Source organism: Pantoea sp. BS_8 (genome assembly GCF_041954965.1).
In the GTDB taxonomy this organism is placed as follows: domain Bacteria; phylum Pseudomonadota; class Gammaproteobacteria; order Enterobacterales; family Enterobacteriaceae; genus Pantoea; species Pantoea stewartii.
Map to the genome: position 1 here is coordinate 16,425 of NZ_JAVAXU010000016.1, position 24,351 is coordinate 40,775.

18 protein-coding genes are annotated in these 24,351 nt (G+C 48.0%); 6 read left to right on the plus strand and 12 right to left on the minus strand.

The window, feature by feature from the left end:
• Positions 1 to 17 precede the first annotated feature (17 nt).
• From RAC65_RS20650 to RAC65_RS20670, 5 genes are all read right to left on the minus strand, one after another.
• Entirely contained in the window at positions 18 to 1,538 is a 1,521-nt protein-coding gene (locus RAC65_RS20650) for a conjugal transfer protein TraG N-terminal domain-containing protein (RefSeq protein WP_375097180.1), read from the minus strand.
• A gap of 1 nt (position 1,539) precedes the next feature.
• A complete protein-coding gene (locus RAC65_RS20655; protein ID WP_176018327.1) occupies positions 1,540 to 1,887 on the minus strand; it encodes a hypothetical protein in 348 nt (115 codons plus the stop codon).
• A 1-nt stretch (position 1,888) separates the two neighbouring features.
• A complete protein-coding gene (locus RAC65_RS20660) occupies positions 1,889 to 3,241 on the minus strand; it encodes an integrating conjugative element protein (protein WP_375097211.1) in 1,353 nt (450 codons plus the stop codon).
• A 77-nt stretch (positions 3,242 to 3,318) separates the two neighbouring features.
• Complete coding sequence (locus tag RAC65_RS20665) at positions 3,319 to 4,281, minus strand: TIGR03756 family integrating conjugative element protein (RefSeq protein ID WP_375097212.1); 963 nt, start codon at positions 4,279 to 4,281, stop codon at positions 3,319 to 3,321.
• A 2-nt stretch (positions 4,282 to 4,283) separates the two neighbouring features.
• Positions 4,284 to 4,691, minus strand: a complete 408-nt coding sequence (locus RAC65_RS20670; RefSeq protein WP_128391852.1) for a TIGR03757 family integrating conjugative element protein — start codon at positions 4,689 to 4,691, stop codon at positions 4,284 to 4,286.
• Between the two features lie 214 nt (positions 4,692 to 4,905).
• Here RAC65_RS20670 and RAC65_RS20675 point away from each other — a divergent pair, with 214 nt between their 5' ends.
• Positions 4,906 to 5,115, plus strand: a complete 210-nt coding sequence (locus RAC65_RS20675; RefSeq protein WP_072006680.1) for a DUF6434 domain-containing protein — start codon at positions 4,906 to 4,908, stop codon at positions 5,113 to 5,115.
• Positions 5,116 to 5,269: 154 nt separating this feature from the next.
• Here the strand turns inward: RAC65_RS20675 and RAC65_RS20680 are convergent, their stop codons facing one another.
• Entirely contained in the window at positions 5,270 to 5,761 is a 492-nt protein-coding gene (locus tag RAC65_RS20680) for a hypothetical protein (RefSeq protein ID WP_324030702.1), read from the minus strand.
• Positions 5,762 to 6,044: 283 nt separating this feature from the next.
• Between RAC65_RS20680 and RAC65_RS20685 the strand changes: the two genes are divergently transcribed.
• Positions 6,045 to 6,746, plus strand: a complete 702-nt coding sequence (locus tag RAC65_RS20685; protein ID WP_324030703.1) for a lecithin retinol acyltransferase family protein — start codon at positions 6,045 to 6,047, stop codon at positions 6,744 to 6,746.
• A 491-nt stretch (positions 6,747 to 7,237) separates the two neighbouring features.
• Here RAC65_RS20685 and RAC65_RS20690 read toward each other — a convergent pair whose 3' ends face one another.
• Positions 7,238 to 7,777 carry a hypothetical protein gene (locus RAC65_RS20690; protein WP_375097181.1) on the minus strand — a complete coding sequence of 180 codons (540 nt, stop codon included), beginning with the start codon at positions 7,775 to 7,777 and terminating at the stop codon, positions 7,238 to 7,240.
• A gap of 760 nt (positions 7,778 to 8,537) precedes the next feature.
• Here RAC65_RS20690 and RAC65_RS20695 point away from each other — a divergent pair.
• Positions 8,538 to 10,124: a sensor domain-containing diguanylate cyclase gene (locus RAC65_RS20695; RefSeq protein ID WP_375097182.1), complete on the plus strand. Its 1,587-nt coding sequence runs from the start codon at positions 8,538 to 8,540 to the stop codon at positions 10,122 to 10,124.
• A gap of 382 nt (positions 10,125 to 10,506) precedes the next feature.
• Here the strand turns inward: RAC65_RS20695 and RAC65_RS20700 are convergent, their stop codons facing one another.
• Positions 10,507 to 10,887 carry a hypothetical protein gene (locus RAC65_RS20700; protein WP_375097183.1) on the minus strand — a complete coding sequence of 127 codons (381 nt, stop codon included), beginning with the start codon at positions 10,885 to 10,887 and terminating at the stop codon, positions 10,507 to 10,509.
• Between the two features lie 216 nt (positions 10,888 to 11,103).
• On the opposite strand from RAC65_RS20700, the gene RAC65_RS20705 reads away from it, so the two are divergent.
• Positions 11,104 to 11,952: a helix-turn-helix domain-containing protein gene (locus tag RAC65_RS20705; protein ID WP_375097184.1), complete on the plus strand. Its 849-nt coding sequence runs from the start codon at positions 11,104 to 11,106 to the stop codon at positions 11,950 to 11,952.
• Between the two features lie 861 nt (positions 11,953 to 12,813).
• Entirely contained in the window at positions 12,814 to 14,988 is a 2,175-nt protein-coding gene (gene fhuA / locus RAC65_RS20710; protein ID WP_375097185.1) for a ferrichrome porin FhuA, read from the plus strand.
• A gap of 415 nt (positions 14,989 to 15,403) precedes the next feature.
• On the opposite strand, the gene RAC65_RS20715 is transcribed toward fhuA, so the two are convergent.
• The 3 genes from RAC65_RS20715 to RAC65_RS20725 all read right to left on the minus strand — a co-directional run bounded on the left by RAC65_RS20715 (position 15,404) and on the right by RAC65_RS20725 (position 21,992).
• Complete coding sequence (locus RAC65_RS20715; RefSeq protein ID WP_375097186.1) at positions 15,404 to 17,416, minus strand: acyltransferase family protein; 2,013 nt, start codon at positions 17,414 to 17,416, stop codon at positions 15,404 to 15,406.
• Positions 17,417 to 17,691: 275 nt separating this feature from the next.
• Entirely contained in the window at positions 17,692 to 20,127 is a 2,436-nt protein-coding gene (locus RAC65_RS20720) for an ATP-binding protein (protein WP_375097187.1), read from the minus strand.
• Between the two features lie 335 nt (positions 20,128 to 20,462).
• Positions 20,463 to 21,992 (minus strand): hypothetical protein, encoded by a 1,530-nt coding sequence (locus RAC65_RS20725; protein WP_375097188.1) that lies wholly within the window; start codon positions 21,990 to 21,992, stop codon positions 20,463 to 20,465.
• A 496-nt stretch (positions 21,993 to 22,488) separates the two neighbouring features.
• Here RAC65_RS20725 and RAC65_RS20730 point away from each other — a divergent pair, with 496 nt between their 5' ends.
• The gene (locus RAC65_RS20730; protein ID WP_375097189.1) at positions 22,489 to 23,739 is read left to right on the plus strand and encodes a hypothetical protein; all 1,251 of its coding nucleotides are present in this window, start codon (positions 22,489 to 22,491) and stop codon (positions 23,737 to 23,739) included.
• 201 nt (positions 23,740 to 23,940) lie between these two features.
• On the opposite strand, the gene RAC65_RS20735 is transcribed toward RAC65_RS20730, so the two are convergent.
• A complete protein-coding gene (locus RAC65_RS20735) occupies positions 23,941 to 24,345 on the minus strand; it encodes a hypothetical protein (RefSeq protein ID WP_210451313.1) in 405 nt (134 codons plus the stop codon).
• Positions 24,346 to 24,351: the final 6 nt, after the last annotated feature.

A 24,351-nucleotide genomic window follows, 5' to 3' on the forward strand; every position in this document is an offset into this window, starting at 1 on the left:
TTTGACTTTGATTTGGCCTAGATTTTAGAAATACCTTTAGAAACAACATCTTTCGCTATCGCGCCACCCTGTTCCCCTGCGTTTTGAGCACCTGACGATGCCTTTTCCATCATGCTACTCATCACACCTCCGAGATTTATTCCCACCCAGCTCATCATACCGACCCAAAAACTCGGAAATACCAAATACATCATCCCCAGAACCATGTTCATGATCCATCCGTCACGCGGTGAGCTGAGGAAGTCTGCAATAGGCTGCCCCGATGCCAGCCCGCCTGCGGCCAGGTTTGAGTAGAGGATGGTAATCAGTCTGTCATCCAGCCAACCCGCCAGTGCCCACCAGAACGTGATGAACTGCAGAGCAAACAGCGCAAACGAAATCGTCACAACCGTCTTTGGCTCATAGGCACTGAACATCATCAGCACAGGTATAACGATGATGATCATCATCTGAAGCAGCGCCTGAATCATCGGCAGTGCCTGCTTAAGGGCATCAAAACCCGGCAAGGCCTCAACCTGCTTCATGCCCAGCCCGACCGTGGACGCAAACCGAGACAGGCTCCCTCCGATACCGCTTGTTGTGTCCGCACTGCCGGACATGTAAGTGACACCGCTGCCTGAAATTTCTGCGTTGCTGGGGCTGACCAGCCAGCGTAGCGCCGGCTCTTCCCACTGAGTGCCCGGGAACTGGCGCTGAAGCTCTTTTCGGGTAGATTCGCTGAAGCTGGCCAGCACGCGTTTGCGCAGTCCGTTGCTGCCGTCTGACCACCACGTTTTGCACGTTGGATATCCCCCCTGGCCTGTATCTGGATAGCCACTGTCCCGGCTGCTGCTGTAGGGCCACTGGCTTCGTGGCGTCATGGCCGTGTAATAGTCATAATAACCTGCAGTGTTAAGGAAATAGTCACTACCAATCCAGCCGACCGAGTTGATGGTGGCGTCACTCAGCTGGCTATTGCTGTTCTTCAGCTTAAAATAGGCCCGGGAGTAGCACTGGTTTGCGAAGTCCTGGACCTCCTGCAGCACTACCGGGTCGCGCAGTTTAGTGTTCTGAACGTCAAAGCGCAGCTGCCGCAGCTGCGTGCCGCAGGGAATGGACGCAATCATCGCCTGTGTGGTGCCTTTCGACATCGCATGCAGCAGATACCACCACACCGGCACCTCAGCCGTACGGCCGTCGAAGTCGTTGACGAGCCCTTTATAGCCGGAGTTCTGCGGCGTCGGTACGCTGAAGCCACACTGTTTTGCCCGCGCGTCGTCAAACTTGATCGTGCTGATATCCACCGGCAGCAGCGGAATGCAGCAGACCAGCATGACCAGAAATGAGACATAGATGGCGTGCTCGATGCGCGGCAGCGCCAGAACGCCTTTGTTTCCCTCATCGGCACCTTCCTCCCGCACCTTCAGCCACACGCCAAGTACCTTAAAAACCAGCGGCAGCGCGAAGAGGCCGGTATTGCTGAGGATGCCCCACATTGAGTTATTGAGGACCCAGCCAAACAGGATGAGGAAGTATTCCAGGTAACTGTTTGCCGTCATCTCAGCCTCCCTGAACCGCATTTGACCAGGCCACGTACTCCGTGGCCAGAAGATAAATGATGGCAAGGCGCTCCAGGCGCGGCAGGCCTCCGGCAGCGTCCGGCCAGCGCTTAAGCAGGCGCGGCCGCAGCTTCATAATCCAGATGCACCCGATGAATACGTACATACACAGTCGCCAGGCAAACATGGCCCAGCGGCTGTCATAGAGCCACTTCTGAATAAGGTGACCATCCGGGTCGTACGCCATGAACACCGAAGCCAGGCCAAAAATCGCGGCCATGGCCACGACGGTGCTGAGGAATATCAGCAAAATGCGGCCGGTGAAGCCGCTCAGTAATCTGCGTTTCATGTCAGTTTCCTCCCGGCTGAGGCTGACTCATCTGACTGAAGCCCTGGTCCTGATTACCGGCTTTCTGCTGCAGCTGGTTATCCTGATTACGTTCGCCCTGACGCTCAAGCGTGGTCAGCAGGCTGTTACTGCTGATGGATTTGCGCAGCTCCATCTCGTTACGCAGCGCGTTCAGCTCGCGGTCGAGCGCATCCACTCGACGATCACCCTCGGCGATAGCCTCAGGCTGTTCGGCCGCATTCGGTTCAGACTCACCGGTCGTCAGCATGCGGCGCATGGTGAGTGCCGCCTCAACCGTGTCAGCCATGGCCAGCTCACCCGCCAGTCGCTGCACTAGTGCGGCCCTGTCCGGGTCATCGCGCAGCGCCTGAATCACGCCGCGCGTGACGACAAGGCTGCCAGTTTTGAGCGCGGCCAGATTATCGGCCGTGGGCTGCAGCTGACCGTTAACCAGTTTGCTGAGCTGCTCCAGGTTGGTTTTGGTGGCATCTTCCAGAACCGGCGAGAAGCCGGTGCCGGCAACGGTGCTGCCCGGCTGGTTATCCGCGCCGCCGCTGGTGCACTCGCTGGTTTCACGGCAGGTACGGATAGAGCGATCGCCAAGAACTTTAACAACGGCCGCTGCGGCTTCATCGGAGGATTTGTAGCGCTGGCAGGCCGTACCGTTACAGCTGGATGAGCCTACGCTGCTGTTGCTGGTCACCGGCAGGCTGTTCATCATGTTGTAGCCGGCTTTTGCCAGGTCGCGCGTGGGCTGAATCGCCGGCTGTCCCTTGCCGCCGCGTTTCTGGCCACCGACCCAGGTCACACCTTCTTCGCCGGTGGCCTTCTGCAGCTTCTGGTCGCTCGATACCGCATCACCGCCGCTCGATGCCACGATGTCTTTATACTCTTCAGACACCGCCGCCTGCTGCCACTTGCTGCCCAGGGTATAGTCGGCCAGCTTTTTCGACATGTTCTGGCAGTTGAGCTGGGCCTTGTCGAAGTTCAGGCCCGCCTGCAGCACGCCGTTGGTCAGCATTTCATACAGACCCGGATTGGCACGCTGAATGGCCATCGCCGGCATGCTCATCACCGCGCCGGTCGCCCCCTGAATGACGTTGCCCATGAGGTCCTTGAATCCGCTGGTGATGCCGTTCAGCTGGTTACCGACCGTGGTTTTCAGGTCGAAGTTGCCGCACATCAAATCACTGCTCCAGCCGCCGTCCAGACCGAGGCGCGACATGTTGCTGCGGGTTGAGGGCGGCGAAATGACCGAGCCGCCGCCGATGGAATAGAACAGCCCGTCGTTGATGGCACCGCTGACGCCGGCGCCCTGCGAGGAAAGCGTGGTGTCGATGGCCAGTGCCGGCATCGCCAGCGAAAGGATTAACGCGCCCGTGGCCACGCGCAGTTTTTTAACGCTGAAATTCTTCATGCTGTGTGTCCTTATTAAAAATCGGTGCTGTACAGGAAGGTCTGGCCACGTCGCTTACAGCAGCTGTATGGCTGCCAGAGTGCCCAGGCATAATCGCCGCTTTCCGCCGTCTGGCCACCCGTGTCCGGAAAGACCGCGCAGCTCTGCGACAGCTGCGGCGAAAGCCGCTGCCACTTGTGGTTTTTTGTGCCGGTGTTTTCGGTAACGGGGTCCGGTGGCCAGTAACCCGGAGACCGCTGGCCAACAAGTGGGTTATAGACGTGCAGCTGTCCCTCGCGGGTGATGATGTCGGCCACGCGCTGGACCGCAACGGCCGCCGATTTGTAGCTGTCGGTCTGCGTCACGAAGCCGCTGCGGGGATAAACGTTGCCCCACATCTCGCCGGCAAAGGTATTCCCGATATCACGTTTTCCGGGGATGAGCGCTTCCGGATAGAGCGACTCCGGCACGCCCGTTCGCCAGGCCAGCGCGTCCATGGCGCTCACAAAATACGGCACGAACGGCGTGGCGGCTGAGCGGCAGGAGTAGCCCGGCACCATGCCGCCGATAATCGACGTCGCCGGGTGGCCATATGCATCGCCGTAGTAGAAATGCAGGTTCTGCTTGCGCATGCCCGGAGCCTTCATCTCCTGACGGCCACCACCTGCAGGCACGCCGGCAAGACCGCCGGATACCAGGCTTTCAGCGCCGCCCGCCGTGGCGCTCACGGCAGACATTTCGGTCCACGGGTTGTCGCCCGGGTTAAGGTAGGCAGAGACCACGGCTTCCGGAATGTAGTGGGTGACTTTGACCGAGGTTTTCACCGTGCAGCCGAAAGGTGTGCAGAGCAGCCAGTAGCAGATGCCGCTGATGCGCCAGCTGATACAGTCCGGGCTCATGGCGCTGGAGACCAGGCTCGCGGTGTTCACGCTGGCAAGCGTGCCGGTGCAGGTAAACAGCGTGGCCAGCATCAGCCGGCGCGGACGGGACAGGTGCATGTTCACGGCTGTTTCTCCCGCCAGGCATTGAGTTTCGCCCGGGCTGCGGCGACATCGGTGGTGCCGTACACCACCCATTTATCGTCGAACACCACTGCCGGGTACTTTTCCAGCCCGAGTGACCAGGCGTGTGCGACGCCGGCATAGCTCGCCGCTAACGCCTGCTGATTCTGACGGAACGCCGGCGAGGTGATGACCGCCCGGGCCTGCTGCTCAGCCTGCGCGGGGGCAGCGGAGAGCGGGCCGAATTGCTGCGCCAATAGGCGGTCGGGCGCGTCCAGCTCTGTGACGGTGACGTCGGGACTCAGTTCGCCGTTAACGGGGTGCGCATGGTCGGTATAAATCACGGTGCCGGCGTGGGCACCTGCGGTCAGAAACAGGATGGTAAGGCTGCTGAGGGGGATTTTCATGAATAACACTCCCTGAATGGATAATGCAGTCAGGGTGCGTTGCTCGCGTGGCAGGGTCAGCCGTTAACTCTTAACTCAGAAATCATAATTCTTTGCCAACTCACCACACACGATAAACGTTGCCAGCCGCAAATGTCCGCTTTGTGCCATAAGAGGACACATCAATAGTGCTAGTTTTGAGGCTGATACCGTTTGTTTATATAGGAGTAAACAAGTGAAGATCGACTGGCACAGTTCTTCTTTAACCCGCACCACTGTCGTTGATAAAAATTACAAAAATACACAAAATGTTCGTCGTTTCATGATTGATGAATGTAGCCCGGATTTTCGATTTGATCGTGCGTTTATGGTCTGTATAAGAAATGATGCCCCAAAAAATTTAGGGGATGTGGTGGATGAGTGGAATCGCAGACATTCACTGTAAATTAACCTGCTGCTTGCCCACTGCTGGCATTGCCGAGCATACATGTCCGTTCCGTGCCGGAAGTCGAAGTATATCTCACTTGCTGAAAACTATATGAGTTATGCGTGGATACAACCACCTTACAGTTTATCGGAACATCAGCCTGAATTATCATTCACTGGCAATATTTTTTGTTAAGCTCATTAAATGACTTCATCTGCAAGTGATACTCATAAACTAAGGATTTATCATCAATCGTGTATGCAATCGGACGGCGTGAGTACTTAACGTCTAATATCAAGTGTTGTGGCTCTGCAGAGATAAACCGAGCACCTATTTTTTGATTGATTTTTGTTCGGCCAGAAATGATTCCGCACACATAATTCGCCCCCTCAAAGTGATGAGTGCTCATTTCGGAGAATGATATTGGCTTTGAAAAATCAATATCGCTATCGCAAAAACCCAACATCATTTTCTTATTACTTTCATTTGAAGGATCTTTTGCTAAAAAATCTTTGAATAAATCACAACTTGCCGATGAACTCGCTACTTTTTTAAGAAAATTAATCACATATGGTTTAATTTGTTTGTGCTGAATATTTTCTTGACCATACGAAGCTGGAACTATAGTTAATAGAAGCAACGCAGATAAAACCAAACTTCTCATGTGCCTTCCTCCGTGAATGGATGTCCATGTTACATCGGCAAAAAAATACCTAACTTTAATGACCTGTGATTTTCAACCACATTAGACGCTTAAATCACCTTGTGGTGCAATCAATAGCAATCCGTCCGTTCCTCGCTCAACGCGGACATCATTAACCTCGTTTAACTTCTCCTGTCATAAGGGGGAAAAGTCTTTACAAGATAATTTGAACGCTTGGTGATTTCCAAACAATACTTTCGGGTATAAACTCGGCGGATATGATTAGCTGAAAATGGAGTAATCGATGTTTACCCTTGGCGCACACCTTTCATCCAAACGTACCGGATATACTCATCATGGTATTTACATTGGGAGTGGTAAAGTTATCCACTATTCAGGTCTGGCAAGTGGGTTAAGCAAAGGTAAAATCTGTGAGACTTCGTTTGAAGACTTCAATCAGAACCAGAGCGAAGTTGCCATAATCGAACATCTGGATGCTAAATGTGTTTACTCCAATGTAGATATTGTGAAAAGGGCTAAATCCAGACTGGGTGAGGATGGATATAATTTATTCAACAACAACTGTGAGCATTTTGCGACATGGTGTGTGACTGGCGTTAGTGAAAGCGCTCAGGTCAAAACAGTGAAGACTATGGCAGTATCTGTAGGGCAGGCGGGGTTCAATGCTTACAGCTATTATAAAATAACTCAAACAGCCCCCACGGTATTAAGAACTGCGGCGTCCATCGCAAGCCGTCAAGTTGCTACGCGAGCTATAGCATCAGGGGCAATGACATCCGGTACTTCAGCATTGACCGGTATATCGTCTGTTGCTAGTGGTGCAGGGTTAACTACAGCAGCTTTCTCTGGTGGAGCGAGTACTATTGTTGGCTTAACTGGAGCTTCAGCAGCTACAGTAGCTGCGGCCCCCGTTGTGCTTGCCGCGGGAGGCGTAGCTTTAGTTGGGTATGGTGTATATAAAGTATGGTCATGGCTTAGCGACTAATTCTCAAATAAGCATTTAAACGCCGTGGTCGTAGTGTCGATTAGTTCTCCGAGGTGATCGGAATCGACGTTGCGGATGCAACGCTGGAGGGCTATGTAAAATACGGTGATCTGCTCCCTGTCGGTTAACACACGGGAAGGTGAGTAGAGCTTTATCAATGGCGATGATAGTTGTGAACGTCTGCTCCTCGCTCAAAGCGGTGACCTGCCCCCTGCAGATGAATACACGACCTAATCAGCAAACTCTTCTACTATCGGATAACTGCGAACGCCCGCTTCTCGCTCACAGCTGCCTAAGTTCTTTCCAGCATGCGACTTCGTGCCAGAAGCGGACATTGCTACCCTGGCGGTGTATTAATCGTAGGGGGCAGGTCAGTCATGTTGAATTTGACAGTCGCCGTCATATTGACGCCCACTTTTCGCTCATAGCGAGCGTTGTGGCGCAAAAGTCCACTATATGCCATAAGCCAACGTTGCTAACATCGGAATGTACTAACTACTACTGTTTTTAGGGAATATAGCGCATCGAGTGATAGGACCATTTTCATATCCCTGAATAGTGAAGTTCGGAAAATCAGTTACTGACACCATGCTATCAGATTGATAACTTTCAGAGGCATTGCGAAGCTGAGATTCATTTTTATGGGCCAACTCAACAGAGTATGGACTGGTTACGTTGACACTGTTCGGAACGATTTTATGTGTTTGGCCTGTTTCGTCTGTTGTAACGGTAAGATGATAGCGTTGTGTGATAACAGGTGTAGTTGTGCCATAGGGTACAAACGTTGCAATGACCTGATACGTTCTAATTTTTCCTTGGTTTGAAATCACGGTCATACTGTTTTTAAAATCCAGTGTGACGGGCTTCTGGTCCACAATAATATTCAGTGGGACATGACAAATAACCTCGGTACCGATTTTTTGTTCTGCATTTAAAAGCATTACCTGTTCATGTGAGGCCGCGAAGCAAATTGTTTGGGACAGCAGAAGTGGAGCTAAAGCGAGGGTTCTGAACATAGTCATATTTTCCATTTTTATCATGCCATTCCAATATACTTGCCTCGTTACATCTTTGAAAAGCCCCCCTATATTATCAGGGGATGCTTATTTACGATATACATCACGCTAGCTTTCATGCCCGCATGCATACCCTTTGAGGAAGGCTATGATTCGCAGCTTTTTAATGTCAATATCTCGCTCATAGCGAACTTTCAGTTCAGTCAGCAAGTCCGCTCTGTGCCAGGTGCGGACGTTGCTAACAATCGTCTGACTTGAACAATAGGAACCCGCTCTGGCTTAAACGGAAAGACGCATGGCCTGTGCAACTGGCTTGACAAATGCACCGGCAGGATTGTCATGATACCTGAGGTAATAGCTCTGACTGACAGCGATGTTTTTCTGAGCCAATATATGCAGCCAAAGTACGATCATATTACTGCCCATAGGAATGGGTATTTGTATTCATCCAACTTTTCTCCAGTATCAATATTGCCCTTTAAATGCTTACGAGGGGCTATGACTGAGTTCGGCTGAGGCTGCAGAAGCACCGATGAACAATAATCTTTTGGACGCCGGTAACCTGCCACTGATATTTTTATCATGACAAATGATTTTTGGTCAGTCATATGTCCTGTTCATCATCAATCGTGACCATACATTCATCAATGTCTGTAAGAGTCTTTTTTGACTTTCGAACGCTCCCAAAAGCCACCTTTTTAGTTATCTAATCGGGGATTTAGACCCAATGCTGATGGATATAATGTTTAAGAAAAATTAAAATCCGGATTTTGTAATGTTAAAAAGAAAAATTCATCTCCGGCTTCTTCTGACTTCGCTTACCGCAGGAGGGGTTATTATTACTTGCATGCTGATGATGGGGGCGCTCTTTCTTTTCCAGAAAAAAAACATCGAAGAAAGCTTACTAAGCGATAACATCGCTTACGCTCAAAAGCTCGCTGACACAATCGACCGCTACCTCAAAACTGCGCAGCAGGAACTGGCCTGGAGTGCGTCTCAGATAAATACGCTTGATGATGTTGTTCAACTGGCCAGTGAAAGCGAGCGGTTAAGGCTGCAGTCCGGCTTTTTCAATACAGTCGTCGTGGTAAACCGGAACGCGGTAGTTACTGCCACATCGCCTCAAAGCCTGAAACTTGTCGGTGTCAGACTTAAACCTGTTGTCAGCCTGCAGTCTGTTGATATGGAAAAACCATATATCTCTCCCCCTTTCACCGCAGAAACTGGTAATTACGTCATCTTTATCTCTCAGCCGCTTTTCACCTCTAAAGGTAATTATCTCGGCTATATCGGAGGAACAATTTATCTCAAAAAGCAGAGCATGCTTAGCGATATCCTTAGTCGGCATTTTTTTGGAAAGGACTCTGTTGTCAGTATTGTCAGCAATGAAGGGCTGATTATTTACAGTCAAGACCCAGGCAAGACCGGTACTAAGATGGTTCTTCCTGTCTCGATCCAGAAACGCCTGGCCGATACGCAAAGTGGACAGTTCAGCATTGAAAACAACGGACATAAATTACTGATCGGATATGCGAACCTTCGTTCCACCGGCTGGAATGTCTTTATGGCCGGTACGTCTGAAACGGTAAAAGCTATACTTTTGAACTCTGTGAGAAATACCTTCTGGTTCATTATCGGAATCCTGGCACTGACCTCAGGTGTCATGGTACTGCTTGCGGGACGCATTGCTTTACCACTCGAGAAGCTTGCAGCAATGGTACGAGAAGGAGGTAGTAATGCTACTGCGGAGTCGGTCATCGGTATACATGCATGGTATTATGAAGCTGAATGCCTGGCAGATGCCGTTCGTGATCACCGTAGGGCTGTATCAGGACATATGGCCGCTATCAGTGATGATGCAATGACAGATCCCCTTACGGGGCTTTATAACCGGCGCGGCTTTACCGTGACGGCTGAAGAAATGGTTGACAGTGCAGAACACTGCATCATCGCGATTGATATCGATCACTTTAAGTACATTAATGATAAATTTGGTCATGACGCGGGAGATTTTGCTTTGGTCGGCCTTGCGGAGTTACTCGAAAAGGCGAGTCGACCGACAGATCTGGTCAGTAGGTTTGGAGGAGAGGAGTTCATTATACTACTGCCAAATACGTCTATTCTGGACGGTGCCGCTACAGCAGAGCGCATTCGTCTGGAGGTAAGCAAAGCTAACTTTCCTGGCGTAGGCAGAATGGCCGTTTCAGCGGGTGTAGCCGTTTTTAGTGGTCAGGAAGTCGCGCGTGAAGAGGCTCTTCGCCATGCTGACGAAGCCCTGTACTTTGCCAAAAGGGCGGGGCGTAACCAGGTATCAGTGAGTATCTCAGGGAAGATTGTAGTTCCCTTCAGTAAAGTAGAATAGGTTTACATCTCATGCAGATGGTCACTTAGTTAGGCCGGATAAAGTTTAAGAAAATGTCATTTGAGACGGTGAGCCACAATCCGTATCCCGCTCTCAGCGGATCTTGTCCTTCGTACAGAGCCTGTCTGTGCAAGCAGTGGAAAGTAACTACTGGATAAATAATGGCCCGGCATGCCCAAATCTATGAATTAAGATGAAGATCTTTTTCTAACGCCCTTTAAGCCATTACCAACATCTACAGTAAAACTCGATTCCGCAAATACGGAATCATTTCCCTCACTTTCAGAGTGTATTACGTCGAATAACCCGGCTAATCAGCCCACAGCTATGTGGTGATGTTGCCTTTCCTCGTGTTTTTTACCGGGATACCTGCCTGTTTTACTTATAGCAATTTTTTTGCTGTTACTAAAGCCTCTTCTTTAGAAGCTGCCATCAATAAAGGATAGCCCCAAAATTTTTCATAAATAATGGCGAAAGGTTTGGCTGCAGCCCTTTTTACGCTGTTAGGCTCTATCAGTATTGAGGCCTTAACAAACGCTTTTAACTCATTTTTATGCGCTTTCATCCAGCGTGTTGTCATCTTCATCTCATCGGCGGAATGCTCATGTTTACTTTCAGTAAAACCTTCACCGCTGAGCAGTACGAAGGGGGTCTTGCGGTTCAGTAACGCCTCAAATTCACTAAACGCATGTGCTGCCGAGCCCTTTCCAGGAGCATTCATCTTTATCCATACAACGGGAAAATCAGCATCATCAATTTGCATAGCCATAATCCTGTGAATCATTTTATTAAGATTTTCAGCTCTCTTTTCCAGGGCCGAAAGATGGTTGCTTCAGAGGCATGACGCGCAGCAAGCAATGCAGTCTCCCCCGTTATGTGATGAACATATCTGAATCCCTCTTGGACTGCATTGCAAAATTTGGACATAATATTATTCAAAATTGCCAAATGCTGTTTTCACAAACTTAAGGCTGAATACATGTCCCGGCTACCTTCTCTGAATGCTGTGGCTTTACCCGATATTGACAGTGTCCCCCGTCCCGTCTTTGCACTCAGCGCATCTATGGTTTCAAGAGGCTGGGAACATGAAACACACCAACACCGTAAGTCCCAATTGATCTATTCTGTCCGTGGTGTACTCAATTGTGAGATCGACGAGGGGATGTGGATTGTCCCACCTCAGTGCGCAGTCTGGATACCGGGCAACATGCCACATTCTGCAAGGGGGGCTGGAAATACAGAATGCTACTGCCTCTTTGTTGAACCCGATGCGCTGCCATCGCTTCCTAAAACCTGCTGCACGCTCTCTGTAAACCCTCTCCTGCGTGAATTGTTGCTTAAAGTAGCGGGTTTACCGGGGCTTTATCCGACTGAGGGACCGGAAAGCCGCTTGATAGCAACTCTCCTTGATGAATTATCGATGGCGCCAGTTGAAGATCTGCATCTGCCAATGCCACGTGATCGAAGGCTGCGGAAGCTTGCTGAAAAGCTACTGGCCGATCCCGCGGATAAATCTTCTTTGCGAGAGTGGGCTCATCGTATAGGTATGAGTGAAAGAAGCATGAGCAGACTGATGCTGCAAGAAATCGGAATGAGTTTTGGTCATTGGCGTCGCCAATTGCATGTCATTCTTTCACTCCAGCGGCTTACCCGTGGAGAGAGTGTTCAGACGGTCGCGCTGGAACTTGGCTATGAGAACGCCAGCGGATTTATAACCATGTTTCGAAAAGCAGTAGGTAAGCCGCCAGCGCGCTACCTTACTGAAAAAACCGAGAACGCTACAGGCGGAGTTTCAGGCGTGATGACTGGCAAAATTTATCTGGATTGAACGCACTACCAGACCCTTTATTTACTGCCCGTTCTGTCTGCTGAGGGTTAAGCAGTCACGTCTCTTCATATACGCACAGCTCCGCCTTTTGTTAACCGCTCATTTCTCGCCCGGTGCTATCGGTAACAGGCCGATGCTGACGAAAGACTCCGGGCAATAACTATCCATGATGCTCATGAATATGCTGTTAGCATCTCTGGTTTCGTTTTGGTCACACCTCCCGTCGCGGTATTAGCGAATTTAGTACAAAGCTGGGGTTATTGAGGGAAACAATCTTGAATTGTTATCGCTTATCCCGCGTAACCGGGCGGCATGCCTGACGAAAATGTTAACATTTTCAACTCCGTTACCCTGCTACTACTGCGTTAGAAATCTGCCTGTCCTACAGCAAAGTCTACCTCCCTCCGCTTGATCTGCCTGTCTGGCAGGAACTCGCCCTTAGTCTGTCTGGAATGATTGTCAGAGTACTACGGTATTTGACGGCAAATCTGCTTTTTAACCTGCTTCAGAGAAAACAGGCAACTTTTGGCTGAAATGAAAAATTTAATGTCTGTGTTTCGCTATCGGTAAAATGATTTTCATTGTTAAATGAGAATGATTTTTATTTTTAATTGTAATATTTCTTTGTGACCCAGACTTTAAGAATCAGCGTTCTGCTGCAGTGAAAGCGCTGGATTCACCGCAGCGCAGGGTAAGTGGCATTACCTGATAACGAGGTCAGGGAAGACGTGAATGCAACCATTTGGGGGCAATTTAACGTCACGACAAGCTTGCTGATGTTTAAAAAACGTTTCGAGCGACACGACTCTTATTCTTTTCAGTGATATGAATTTTATCAAAACCATACGAGTGCATACAGACATGAAAGTTCGAAACGCTCTTATTCCACGCTCTTGTGCAGTAATGATTAGCGCATTAATAAGCTCACTGTCATTTCCGGCACTGTCAGCGGACAGTGCCGAGGCTTCCACTAAACAGAATACGATCACTGTAACGAACGATGGGGAGACTTACCCGGCAGAAAATGCCTGGGGACCAGTGGGCTCTGTCGTGGCAAAGCGAAGCGCGACAGCGACTAAAACTGACACGCCACTGCGTAAAACACCTCAGTCCATTACCGTTGTAACGCGTGAAGAGATGGATTTGCTGGACCCACCGACACTGAAAGATGCTTTTCGTTACGCGGCAGATGTGATGGTTGACGGCCGGGGATCGGTAAGCGGCTTTAATTCAGTCAACATTCGGGGTTTCAGCCAGATTTCGGATAATGTTTATCTGGACGGACTCAAACTTCAGGCCGACAGTTTTACTTCCTTCCAGGTCGATCCTTACATGCTGGAACGTGCTGAATTGCTGCGTGGCCCTGCTTCTGTCCTGTATGGACTGAGTGAGCCTGGCGGTGTTATTGCGCTGGTCAGTAAGCGTCCCACGGCGGAGAGCATTCACGAAGTGCAGTTTAAAGCAGGCAGCCATAATCTTTTCCAGACAGGTTTTGATTTTGGCGGCGCCGTTGATGATGACGCCAGATTAACTTACCGCCTGACGGGTGTTGCCAGCGATCAGGACCAGCAACAGACAGGTGAAAAAGCAAAGCGTTATTCATTAGCGCCATCATTCACATGGCGTCCTGATGACAAAACTCAGTTTACTTTATTAAGCAGTTTTCTCGATGAACCTAATATAGGCTGGTTTGGCTATCTGCCTAAAGAAGGAACGGTAACCAGCGGTGCGGGAGGAGAATTACCCACCAGTTTTAACGACGGGGAACCGGGTTATAACAAAATTTCCCGCAAACAGAAGTTAGTTGGTTATACCTTTGAACATCAAATCAATGACTACTGGACGGTGCGACAGAACCTGCGCTACGGAACGGTAGATATGGATTACCGGACCATTTATGGAAGCAGTATTTCTACGTTTAATCCTTCTTATTTAACCCGGGGTGCACTTGCTGCCAAAGAGCGTTTATCGACCTTCGCAGTAGATACGCAGGCGCAGAATAAATTTTCTACAGGTAACACAGATCACACCCTGCTTATGGGCGTGGATTACCGGCGCACGCGAAATGATGTCTGGCAGGCGCTTGGTCTGGCATCCAGTCTGAACCTGATTAATCCTGTGTATGGCAATACGGCTACACAATATTTCGGCTACAGGAGTCAGGTCGATCGTCTGGAACAGACTGGCCTCTATTTACAGGATCAGTCCGAATGGAATCACTGGGTATTGACACTTGGTGGCCGATATGACTGGTCTGAAGCAGACAGTGATAATCGCCTCAGTAACAATTCCACCTCCAGACAGGACGATAATGAATTTACATGGCGGGGAGGTCTGAACTACCTTTTTGATAACGGTATTTCTCCTTACATTAGCTACAGTGAATCTTTCCTGCCGACAGCAGGAGCGGATTATTCAGGTAAAATGTTTCGGGCATCTCGCGCCAAACAGTATGAAGCCGGAATCAAATATATACCTGACGGTAAATTGATTTCCGCAACCTTATCGCTGTTCCAGATAACAAAAGATAAAAATCTGACGTCAGATCCTGAGCATATTTTATATTCAGTGCAAAATGGCGAGTTACGCTCCAGAGGCATAGAGCTGGAGACGAAAGCAGCACTGACAGAAAATGTGGATATTATCGGCAGCTATTCCTACACGGATGCTGAATATACCAAAGACACCTCATATGAAGGTAATCGCCCAACTGAGATCCCTAAAAATATGGCGGCATTATGGGGAAACTACACTTTTCATGAAACGGCGTTAAGTGGATTGACGTTAGGGCTGGGAAGTCGCTATGTCGGGTCGACGGAAGGTGATAACGCTAACTCCTTTAAAGTGAAGCCCTACACGATCTGGAATGCCGTCATCCAGTACGATCTGAGCAGGTTCAATCTGCCGGGTTCATCAATTGGCTTAAATGTTAACAATCTTTTTGATAAGAACTACGTCGCAGGCTGTTACGCCACGACGGCGTGTTTTTACGGCGCGGAGCGACAAATCACAGCAACGGCTACGCTCAGGTTCTGATAACCCATTTTCTGGAATGAATATGTCCAGGAATCTGGCAGTCTCTAATCCAGACATAAAGAGGATGGGATGAATGTCTGTTATAAACGAACGAGGTCACAGCCCGGACCATATTTACGCTTACTGAATAAATGATAAAGCTTCAGATGTTCAAAACTCCGAGGCGCGGCAAAAAAACATTCCTGAATCATGGTGACCGTTCGTTAATTCAGGTGAGACGCCTAAATTGATTGAAAGTAATGAGTGACCTGCTTCCCGTTGATCAACACGCCGCAATATTAGTAACGTGAAAGTTTGGCTACGAGATCAACTGCGAACTTCCGCTTTTCGCTCATAACGGACTGATACTCGTGTCAGTCCGCTTTATTCAACTCCATGCATTAATCATTCGATAGATGATTTATAGTCATGAATATCATGAACGTTTATCAGTGAATGGGTTACCTTCCATTTTAAGGTATTCCTCTCCGAAAATGTGTGCCGCGTAATCATTCAAGTGCCCGACATCACGGTAAATGGGTGAGCCTTTAACTTCGGTCACGCATAAATTGTGTGCGCACTGTGCATCCTTGATATCGATAATGATCAATGAGGGGTAATCCTTTTTCAGCGCTGTAAACTCCCCGTCGAACCATGAGCGCGGCGGACTGGTGACTTTGGGAATGTTACAGGAACCATCCAGTATGCTTTCCCTCCGTATCAGATGGTCTTTAATGCAGCCTTCATAACCCTCAGGTCTCGTGTAAATTTCCTTCATAATAACGGGCCGTGCGCCGGATTTAACGATAATGTCAAAGGCCTCTCTCAGTGCTTTATCCAGTCTCGCTTTTGAAAGTTCAAGACTTCGGGGATCGCCCGGATGGTTAAGGATTTTATCGCTGACGTACATTAGCCATAACTCACCAATGATGACGTATTTGTATTTTCCTGACTCAATATCCTGGTAATACTTTTGCGTATTGATGTGACACTGATCGTAAATCGTATTGCGGCTTTTAAACCACCAGTCGTACTGGTACAGGCCGGGTAATGTCAGACAGGTGGCCGTGCTGCGAGCGGTTATCCTGAGTCCGGCATTCTTAGCCAGAACATCGAGGAACATCCAGTAGTGGTTTGCATTGGAGTCACCGATAAAGAATGCTCTGCTTTTTGCGTCAGCCGGTCCGAATGTACAGTAGTCATCCGGATATTTCCCTTCAACATCATCAGTAAGGCAGTCAGAACGGTGGCCGGAAAGTTTTTTGTATTCCAGCTGAAGCGCCGTTGCATGCGCATACGCACTGCCAAACCGCCAGGGGAAAAACTCATCTTTTCTGGCAGCAGCATAGAGACCCAGACTTATCAGGAGGGGGAAAATCATCAGCCAGCCAAACGTTGCCCGCAGCGGTTTCTGATTACGTCTGAACGGCATTTCAATGAAACGATATGAAAGGCAGGCGAGCAAAAGTGACGTACCCAGCACGCCGGTAACCAGCATTTTATTACCGAAGAGCTTCATATAATGCAGAACGGCAAGGCCGGGCCAGTGCCACAGATAAAACGAATACGAACGTTTACCCGCCCACACCATAACCCGCGACGAAAGTAATCGTGAAGCTGCCGTCAACGTGGTTTCTCCGGACAGGATAACTGCGCCCGTGGCCAGAACAACAACTACAGTGAAGACATTAGGGTAAGCAGGAAGCACGTTACCTTTTAAGGCGATCGCTATTAATACAGCCAGAGACCCGATACCGGTTACTCCTGCCACTTTCCCCCAGAGCTTTAGCCTGCCAAATGCCAGGCAGCTGCCCGCCTGCAGCTCAAAACACCGTGACAGCAAATCATAGTAGTGGTCGGTATGTGAGGTCGCAGAAACATTAAGCGTGTATGACGTCAGAAACAGGGTTGCCGCACAGTTAATGTAAAAGGCACCAGAATTGCCGGCATACTTCAGCGCTATCAGCAAGAGAACTGGGAAGCAGAGATACCACTGCCATTCGACGGACAGCGACCACGTATGAAGAAGAATAAGGTAGTTTGCGTCTTCGGATGCATAGGTCGTGGTGACATCTGAGAAGTAACGGTTTGACGAAAAATACAGCAGGTTTTTAATGCTGTGTAAAAACGTATTGTAGTCATCGGGCAGGTAGAAAACACTGCCGAGTATCGCTGCAAAAAATACCACTACCAGCAGGGAGGGCTGTAGCCTCCATATCCGTCGGTTATAAAACGCACTTAAGCTAAATTTACCTTCTGAATAACTGTCGAGTATTATTTTGGTTATTAAAAATCCAGAAATAACGAAAAAGATATCTACACCGATAAAACCTGAAGCTATTACACTGAGCCCTGCATGGAAAAGTATAACAAGAGTGACGGCCACAGCACGCAGGCCGTCAATGTCGCTACGGTACTTCATTTTTACCTCGGAAATCGAAGAAGGCATTTTGGTAATCTTTTGATTATACAGCGTTGCTTAAGCTGGAAGTTAAACAGAACATTAACATAACATTCCCGTGTTAATGTTTTTATACAAAGTTGTAATTGTTCGGAAATACGAAAGTAAATATCAATTTTCATTCATATCATCAACGTAAACAGCTAAAGATAACGCTGGCAGTGTCGATAACAGAGTGGCAAGTTGGTATAACTCATTAATTAAAAAAATCGATGACTGAGACATACGCGTTCAGGGGCCTTACTGGCCCCTTTTTTTATTTATTAATTCAGTCTGTCAGTCTCATTTGAATGCCGCCATTCAAGATAATCAAGTTCCCAGTAAAATCCTGCAGCGGCCGCATTGCGCTCAATCGTTTCGCGTGTCTCACCCTCATTAACGTACGGTAGCCATGATTCCGGGAGGCTGCCTTTTGGTCGGGTCTCGGACTTTTGAACAGCTGAATCGGCGTCGTCTGCAATGGGCAGAGGTCGGTATCCGCCGGGCTGTTCCCATGTTTTTCGCTGCCAGGCATCCAGCTCCTCTTCATATGTATTTGTGATGTAGACAAGATATTCTAAAATTTCCTGCGTGAGGTTTTCAGGGGTTGCACCGGGAAGGGACTCAAGTAAACGAAGACGACTGGACTCCAGGTGCTCACGCTCTTCCTGCTCAGAGGCAGCAAAATACTCGGTCTGGTCTTTTATAAGCTGCAGGTATTCAGGCGATGCTTTGTAAGCTTCCCACTCTTCCTCCTGAATTCTTCTCTCCTCAGCCCTGCGCTCGCGGGCGACTGTGGCCTCCTCGATCCCCTCAGCCACAACGTCAGCCCAGTTGACGGATTCGGGTTTAAGTGTGCCGGCTACCCCGAGCTGCTGATTAAGGAATGCCAGACGGTCCCCGTCCTCCGGTTCGACTGCTGCACCAACGTCATCAGCCAGGCTGTCAGCACTGATAATCCCGGGCAGGCCGTTCCTTTCACGACCAGTACTGGCACGCTCAGCCAGGTAACGCTCACTCCACGCCTGGCCTTTAGCGCGTTTACCGGCCCCTTCAAGGCTGGTTGTGTATTTCATCAGCCAGACGTGCATAAAATGCTGACGTTCAGCCGCACACTCTGTGCTGATATCGTGAAACCGCTGATAAAAACCCTCATCGTGGCCGCAGTCCATGCTGTCACCTTCATGTGCCACCTCGTGCTCCGTCAGGCTGAAGAGGCGACTGGCCGTTCTGAGCGCGTCGGTTTTAAGCTGGCGCACTATGTCGATGTTGTAGGCGATATACGTTTCACCATCCGTCCAGGCTTCGGCCGACGTCGACTCGCCCAGCAGTATCTGGAATCGCACGCCGCCGTGGGCCCGTGAGGTGCTATGGCGTTCGCCGCCCGAGCACACCCGTGCATACTGGGCCAGGCAGTAGCGCAGAGCGGTCCAGGCCCTGCGGGTTTCCTTATCCAGCGTCTTTTCACTCACCATCTGCGTGCGGTCGACAAAGTTCGCGCTGAGCGTGCCAAAATCGATGAGCTGCAGCTCTGAGCTGAACGGCATTCCCCAGCGGCCGGAAGACGGCAGCTGTGCGCGGTACGCGGTGAGGTTGTCGCGCACGCGACGCATGCAGTCCATAAAATCATCCGTGCCGTCGCAGTTAAAGCGAGTCAGCGTAACCGGGTGAATGACCGGCGCGATGCCGGCACGCGCAATGAGCTCCCCGCGCGGGACGTCCCGTGCATACTCAGCCACAGTAAAACAGTTTTTATCGACGGCGGACGGATAGTAGCGGCATTTACGCAGGAAGTGCTCCAGGGTAACGTGCTGTTTGCCCGGGAGCAGCGTAATGACCTCTTCGCCGTTAACCAGCGTCTGCAGGTCTCCCTCACCGGCAAGCAGCGCCCGGGCGGTTTTCTCACGGCGTGACTCGGTTTTGCGGTGGCTGCCGGTGTTGTCAGAAAAGGCCTGAGCCAGCCCGCTGAATTTTGCTGCTATCTGCTTCCAGACCATGCAGGTCTTACGCAGAATCTCAGTTCGTGAAACGTTGAGCGCAATGGCTTTTTTACTCACGATAAGGCCACCCACGCCCCAGTTATGCCCCGGGTCATGCCGCACAAGCACGCCCTGGTTATAAATGGAGACGGCGCCGTCTTCACGCAGCCGATACCAGGCTGCGTCATCCTCAGCATCCCATTTTTCCAGCTCCGGTTTGCGCGTAATCACGTTGCCGTTGAGGCTGACCGAGACGGGCGTGTAACGCACCAGGTCACGAATTTCCTGCATGCATGACATACGCTCCTGAGTGGACATCGGCTCATACCAGTCACCACTGATGGCACACCCCTCCTGAATCTCTCCGGGCTCTGTCAGTTCATATTCATAACCCATTACCCGCGTGTCGACCTCCATCTGCCAGCGCTGCGAGCGCCAGACGGTCCGGGCATGCGCCATAATCTGGCCACGGCCGAGGCGAAAACGACCGTAGGTGGAATCGCCTTCACGGTGTGGCGTACCGAACCGGCCAAAATAGCGTTTCACATCGTCATGTGAAGCAAAACCATGACCGTCGTCACGGCAGGTGAAGCCCTCCGGGGTAATCTCCAGAATGACCGCACCCGCGCCGGCATCGACGCTGTTCATGATGAGTTCGATAAGGGCTTTGGCCACTGATCCGGCCTGGCTGTAAATGATGTGGTGAATGATTTCGGGGTCGAGCTCGAAGGGATGTCGCATCAGAATGCTCCTGCAGTGGTTTCAAGCCATTTTCCTGATGCAAATTAAGGGTTGAATGAAGAATTCATAATGGGCGCCTGAAAGAATAGCGGGGACGAACTGGTAGGATATGATGAGCTAAAGGCACAATGAAAATGGAAGGCAGCTTTGCTGAATCAGTTGAACAACGAGGCCTCTGACATCGTGTCACCCGACGCTGGATGACAGTAGTGGATTGTTATTACATTTGGACAAGATATAAATCAACCAATTATATTTAAATTACAAATAAAAAAACCACTACCTGTCTGCTCTGCAGGTAGTGAATAAAATAAAAAGACTAATTAACTTATTGCCTAAGGTATTTTTGAAAGTTCCACTTCAAAAGTTGAGGTGTTAATTCTAAGAATATGATCAATACCTCCATATAGTTTGCGCAATTCTTTTACGGCATTCGCATCAACGGCCGAAAAAGAGCTAGGGCGGATAAGGTTCTTAAATATTTCCTGAGCGTAAAATGATTTTTTATTTTGATCAAGCGCTCTCATTCTTTTAACGATGATTTCCAAAAGATATTCTTTTTGATTTTCAAACAATTTATCAGAAGTGAGGATCATATACATCATCCCCCCCAGTGTTGTTGCCGCAATATACTCTGGAGAGAGCATGACATCATCCATTGAAATGCCATCATAGCTTAAGTATTGAGCTGCACCTACCCATGCATCACAATTAGCGATTAATTCAAAAATCAGATAATCAAATCGCACAGGGAACTCTCTATATAGATCAACGTCCTCGGTGATTACACGACTACTAAGGATTTCTTCTAAAAAATAACGATAATACATAAGCCACATATGGTTTTTCGCACGTTTAAATATGGCTGTAGATACCATGACGTCGAAAAAAAACAATCCAACGAAGATAGGGCATTCCCAGCGTTCATCACTGCTTGAAAAATTATTGTCCGGTTGATTGTAAAAGCCCGAACTTCCGCTCTGTTTTTTTATATAGCTAATTAAATAGTCACCCAAAGGTTTCCATATTGCAACATTTATCGCAGTGCTAATATCATTCAAAAAGAAATTTAGAAGGGGGTTAGTTTCGTCTATTGCATACTCACCAGTGTAAGAGCGATTTTGATTATCACGCAACTCCCTATAAAACATGCTATTTTGATTGGATATTAAATACGTGAAAAAAATTGTGATATATTCATCATTATCTCTAAATCGCAGGCAGGTAGCTTTCATGGCTACGTGGGGATGTGCATCAATCAAATGATGGGCGAATGATTTAGATTTAAGAATTTTAGATATATTTAACTGAATAGATTCTTTACTTCTATCTTTATAAGGGAAAAGCTTCGACAAACGTACTTTTAATCTTTTAAATCGTATTCTTTCTGTCCCTGCCTTCAGTATTAATCCGGGGCTTAAGTAGCTATGCGTACGAACATACCATTTATCGCTATTAATAATACCAAATAGCTGCTCATGATATTTTTCAAAAAGATACCCCAACTGCTCGATTTTCTTTGCACGTAAGTACCTTTCTGAAATAATTATCCATTTTTTAAGGTTTGCTTTTGGTATTTTTTTTCCTAAAATCTTAAATCCAAACAAAATAACTATGATGCAGAGGCAAGTAAAAGCCAAGGTGTCTTCGTTAAAACCAAAATACCATGGGATAGGCTTTACAGGAATAATGCTTAACAAAACTTTGGAATAAATAATCACCAAAATTACCGCAACAATAAAACCGACGACTAAAATATATATTTTAGATATTCGCAATTTAAAATCAACCCGTCTCTCATCTGTCAAAAGAGTATACCAAGCAAGAAGTATGGCAAAGACTGCTAGTGAACCATTGGCACCCATTTTTACCTCATAGTTAATTCACAGTTGAAATTTCACTTTCCTTTAAACAGGAAACCTATGATAACAAAACCTTGTCTTTTACATTGGAATTATTAGTAATAATCTACTATCCTATTGTCTGTGGATCTATTTGTATCTGTAACATCTGTTTATGGCAAGGAATATTGATCGCTTATGACAATTTTGGTCCAAAAGTTGTGAGGCAATCTGCGAATTTGTCTTTCAAGTTACAGAACCAAGCTATCAATGAGCGAAAGATAGATAGATAGGTTTGGTGGCGAAACTGTACAATTATGACCTTTAGTGCATTACGCCTCGCCATCTTTGTAAATAGATTTAAATTGAACGAATTTTGTAAGGTCAGTATAGATTTAAATAGATAGGTGGTATTTGTGACTGTTATTATTTCTTAAAAGGCTAAAGAAAATTAAAATTCATTTGCCTTTATGTTGGATTAATAACTATTGTTAAAGTTTTTTTGGAATGGAGTTGCATAATGGTTGCAAGATTCAAAAAGAGCTTCAAACAATTAACAACGATGCTTCACATTATTAGGAGTTACGATGATTTACCAACAGGAGCAATCGTAGACTTTCAATTACTGATTTTAAAGAAAGTTAAAAGAGCTGAAAAATCCATTATTAACTTAAAGGAAAAGGTTAAGGAATTACGTTTTGAAAAAGCAAACGACAGACCAAGCAAAGAGCGGTCAAACGAAATAACGGTTCTCATCGAGAGGCTTCATAGAAAAATAGAGGGTTATAGATATGTTATCTATATTTGGAAGATGTATGTAGATAGCATTGCATTCCATTATTGTGACAAGTACGCAATAAAACAATTCCTTTACGATGAAAAATACAATGTTAAGGAAACTTCCGGATTTATTAGTGGAAAGAAAGGCCTAAAAAATGAAGTTAAACTTTTAAATGCAGCAGCTAGAAATAATTTACCTGCAGTGTTGTGCGACCTTACAAATACCCTAAGATATGGCGACGTATGTCTTTTGGGACAGAATGACCCCTATCCTATTGAAGTAAAGACTTCAAGTAGAATTAACAAAAGAGGAGAAAAGCAGCTTAGAAAAATAGATGATCTTAATAATTTCCTTGTAAGCGATAAGGCAGAGAATTTCAGAGGTAATGGCCCTGTGATAAGGCTCGAGCATACAGGAAAGGAAAAATATCACTTGCGAGCTATAAATGATTGTATATGTCAGTGTTATAAAGAAGGCACTAGCCATGTCTCACCAGAGAAAGGGATTCACTATATAGCTATAACAAAATTCAGAAAAGAGGTTTTTGAAAAGGTATCTGCCAAGTACGTTCATATGCTTAATTTGAACGACTTCAAGAAAGAATTGAGTTGGCACCCCTATACACCCTTCCTTCTAACTCTAAACCCTGAGCATATATATAATTTTATTAACGGTAGTTTGACTATAGTTGTTCTACTTGACCTGCAAGCCATTAAGAGAAGATTTAAGAGGAACGGTCTACATATCATTTTCTTACGGGATGAGCATTGGTATGCGCAAATTTCAGCCACAGGAAATATTTTAGATGGCGGATTTAGAGTATCAACACAATCGTTTTTAAGAATTGCATTTGAGTTTCAGAGCTTGACGTGGGCAATAAAACAGCACAAAAGACACTTGAATACTTTTCTGGATGGCTCAGTTGATTTAGGCAAAGAGATGGAAATCCCGCCAGACTGGATTTCAGCTTCAGACATTATTCCAATGTAAAAAAACAATTAATTCTTTTGCCTGCTCTATTACTTTTGACGATCGCATCTAGCAGAAAAACTGCAACTCAATGTGAGCTTATTGAAGCCTAATAGTATTGGGTGGAATCGTAATACACGCGGGCTCTATGCCGCCCGCACCCGCAGCCTCCGTTCCCCCCCGACACCACACACCGGTGCCGGGCGACAACGGAGGGGCTGTTTAATGACACATATCAGCTTCAGTCGCGCGGTCTATCTCCTTTAGTACCCAGAGCATATCTGTCGCATCCGGCACGCAAATATTCCAGCGGATGCCGGTCCTGTAATCCCCCTCGGTTGGCCATAGCGTATTGCCCGTGACGGTAATGAGAATATCCAGCGCCCTGTTATTGGCACCGGAGAGATGCACGGCCGTGCAGCTGCGGCGCCCGACGCGATGCGGATAGACAGATACCAGCAAGGGATGCTCAAGGCGCTGACCTATCTCCTCACGGAGCTGCACGATGGCACGGTTATCCGTCTCACCGACCGATGCCTGCCCCTGCGGCGGGACGGTAAAAATGACAGTGGCGATTAAAGCCTTGTCCTGGACAACCTGTGGCGGCGCCATGGTCAGTTTTTTCATACAATC

Excerpts from the sequence above, each read along its gene's own strand:
- RAC65_RS20650 (WP_375097180.1), bottom strand. The coding sequence starts at position 1,538 with ATGACGGCAAACAGTTACCTGGAATACTTCCTCATCCTGTTTGGCTGG.
- RAC65_RS20655 (WP_176018327.1), bottom strand. The coding sequence starts at position 1,887 with ATGAAACGCAGATTACTGAGCGGCTTCACCGGCCGCATTTTGCTGATA.
- RAC65_RS20660 (WP_375097211.1), bottom strand. The coding sequence starts at position 3,241 with ATGCCGGCACTGGCCATCGACACCACGCTTTCCTCGCAGGGCGCCGGC.
- RAC65_RS20665 (WP_375097212.1), bottom strand. The coding sequence starts at position 4,281 with ATGCACCTGTCCCGTCCGCGCCGGCTGATGCTGGCCACGCTGTTTACC.
- RAC65_RS20670 (WP_128391852.1), bottom strand. The coding sequence starts at position 4,691 with ATGAAAATCCCCCTCAGCAGCCTTACCATCCTGTTTCTGACCGCAGGT.
- RAC65_RS20680 (WP_324030702.1), bottom strand. The coding sequence starts at position 5,761 with ATGAGAAGTTTGGTTTTATCTGCGTTGCTTCTATTAACTATAGTTCCA.
- RAC65_RS20685 (WP_324030703.1), top strand. The coding sequence starts at position 6,045 with ATGTTTACCCTTGGCGCACACCTTTCATCCAAACGTACCGGATATACT.
- RAC65_RS20690 (WP_375097181.1), bottom strand. The coding sequence starts at position 7,777 with ATGGAAAATATGACTATGTTCAGAACCCTCGCTTTAGCTCCACTTCTG.
- RAC65_RS20695 (WP_375097182.1), top strand. The coding sequence starts at position 8,538 with ATGTTAAAAAGAAAAATTCATCTCCGGCTTCTTCTGACTTCGCTTACC.
- RAC65_RS20700 (WP_375097183.1), bottom strand. The coding sequence starts at position 10,887 with ATGCAAATTGATGATGCTGATTTTCCCGTTGTATGGATAAAGATGAAT.
- RAC65_RS20705 (WP_375097184.1), top strand. The coding sequence starts at position 11,104 with ATGTCCCGGCTACCTTCTCTGAATGCTGTGGCTTTACCCGATATTGAC.
- fhuA (WP_375097185.1), top strand. The coding sequence starts at position 12,814 with ATGAAAGTTCGAAACGCTCTTATTCCACGCTCTTGTGCAGTAATGATT.
- RAC65_RS20715 (WP_375097186.1), bottom strand. The coding sequence starts at position 17,416 with ATGCCTTCTTCGATTTCCGAGGTAAAAATGAAGTACCGTAGCGACATT.
- RAC65_RS20720 (WP_375097187.1), bottom strand. The coding sequence starts at position 20,127 with ATGCGACATCCCTTCGAGCTCGACCCCGAAATCATTCACCACATCATT.
- RAC65_RS20725 (WP_375097188.1), bottom strand. The coding sequence starts at position 21,992 with ATGGGTGCCAATGGTTCACTAGCAGTCTTTGCCATACTTCTTGCTTGG.
- RAC65_RS20730 (WP_375097189.1), top strand. The coding sequence starts at position 22,489 with ATGGTTGCAAGATTCAAAAAGAGCTTCAAACAATTAACAACGATGCTT.
- RAC65_RS20735 (WP_210451313.1), bottom strand. The coding sequence starts at position 24,345 with ATGAAAAAACTGACCATGGCGCCGCCACAGGTTGTCCAGGACAAGGCT.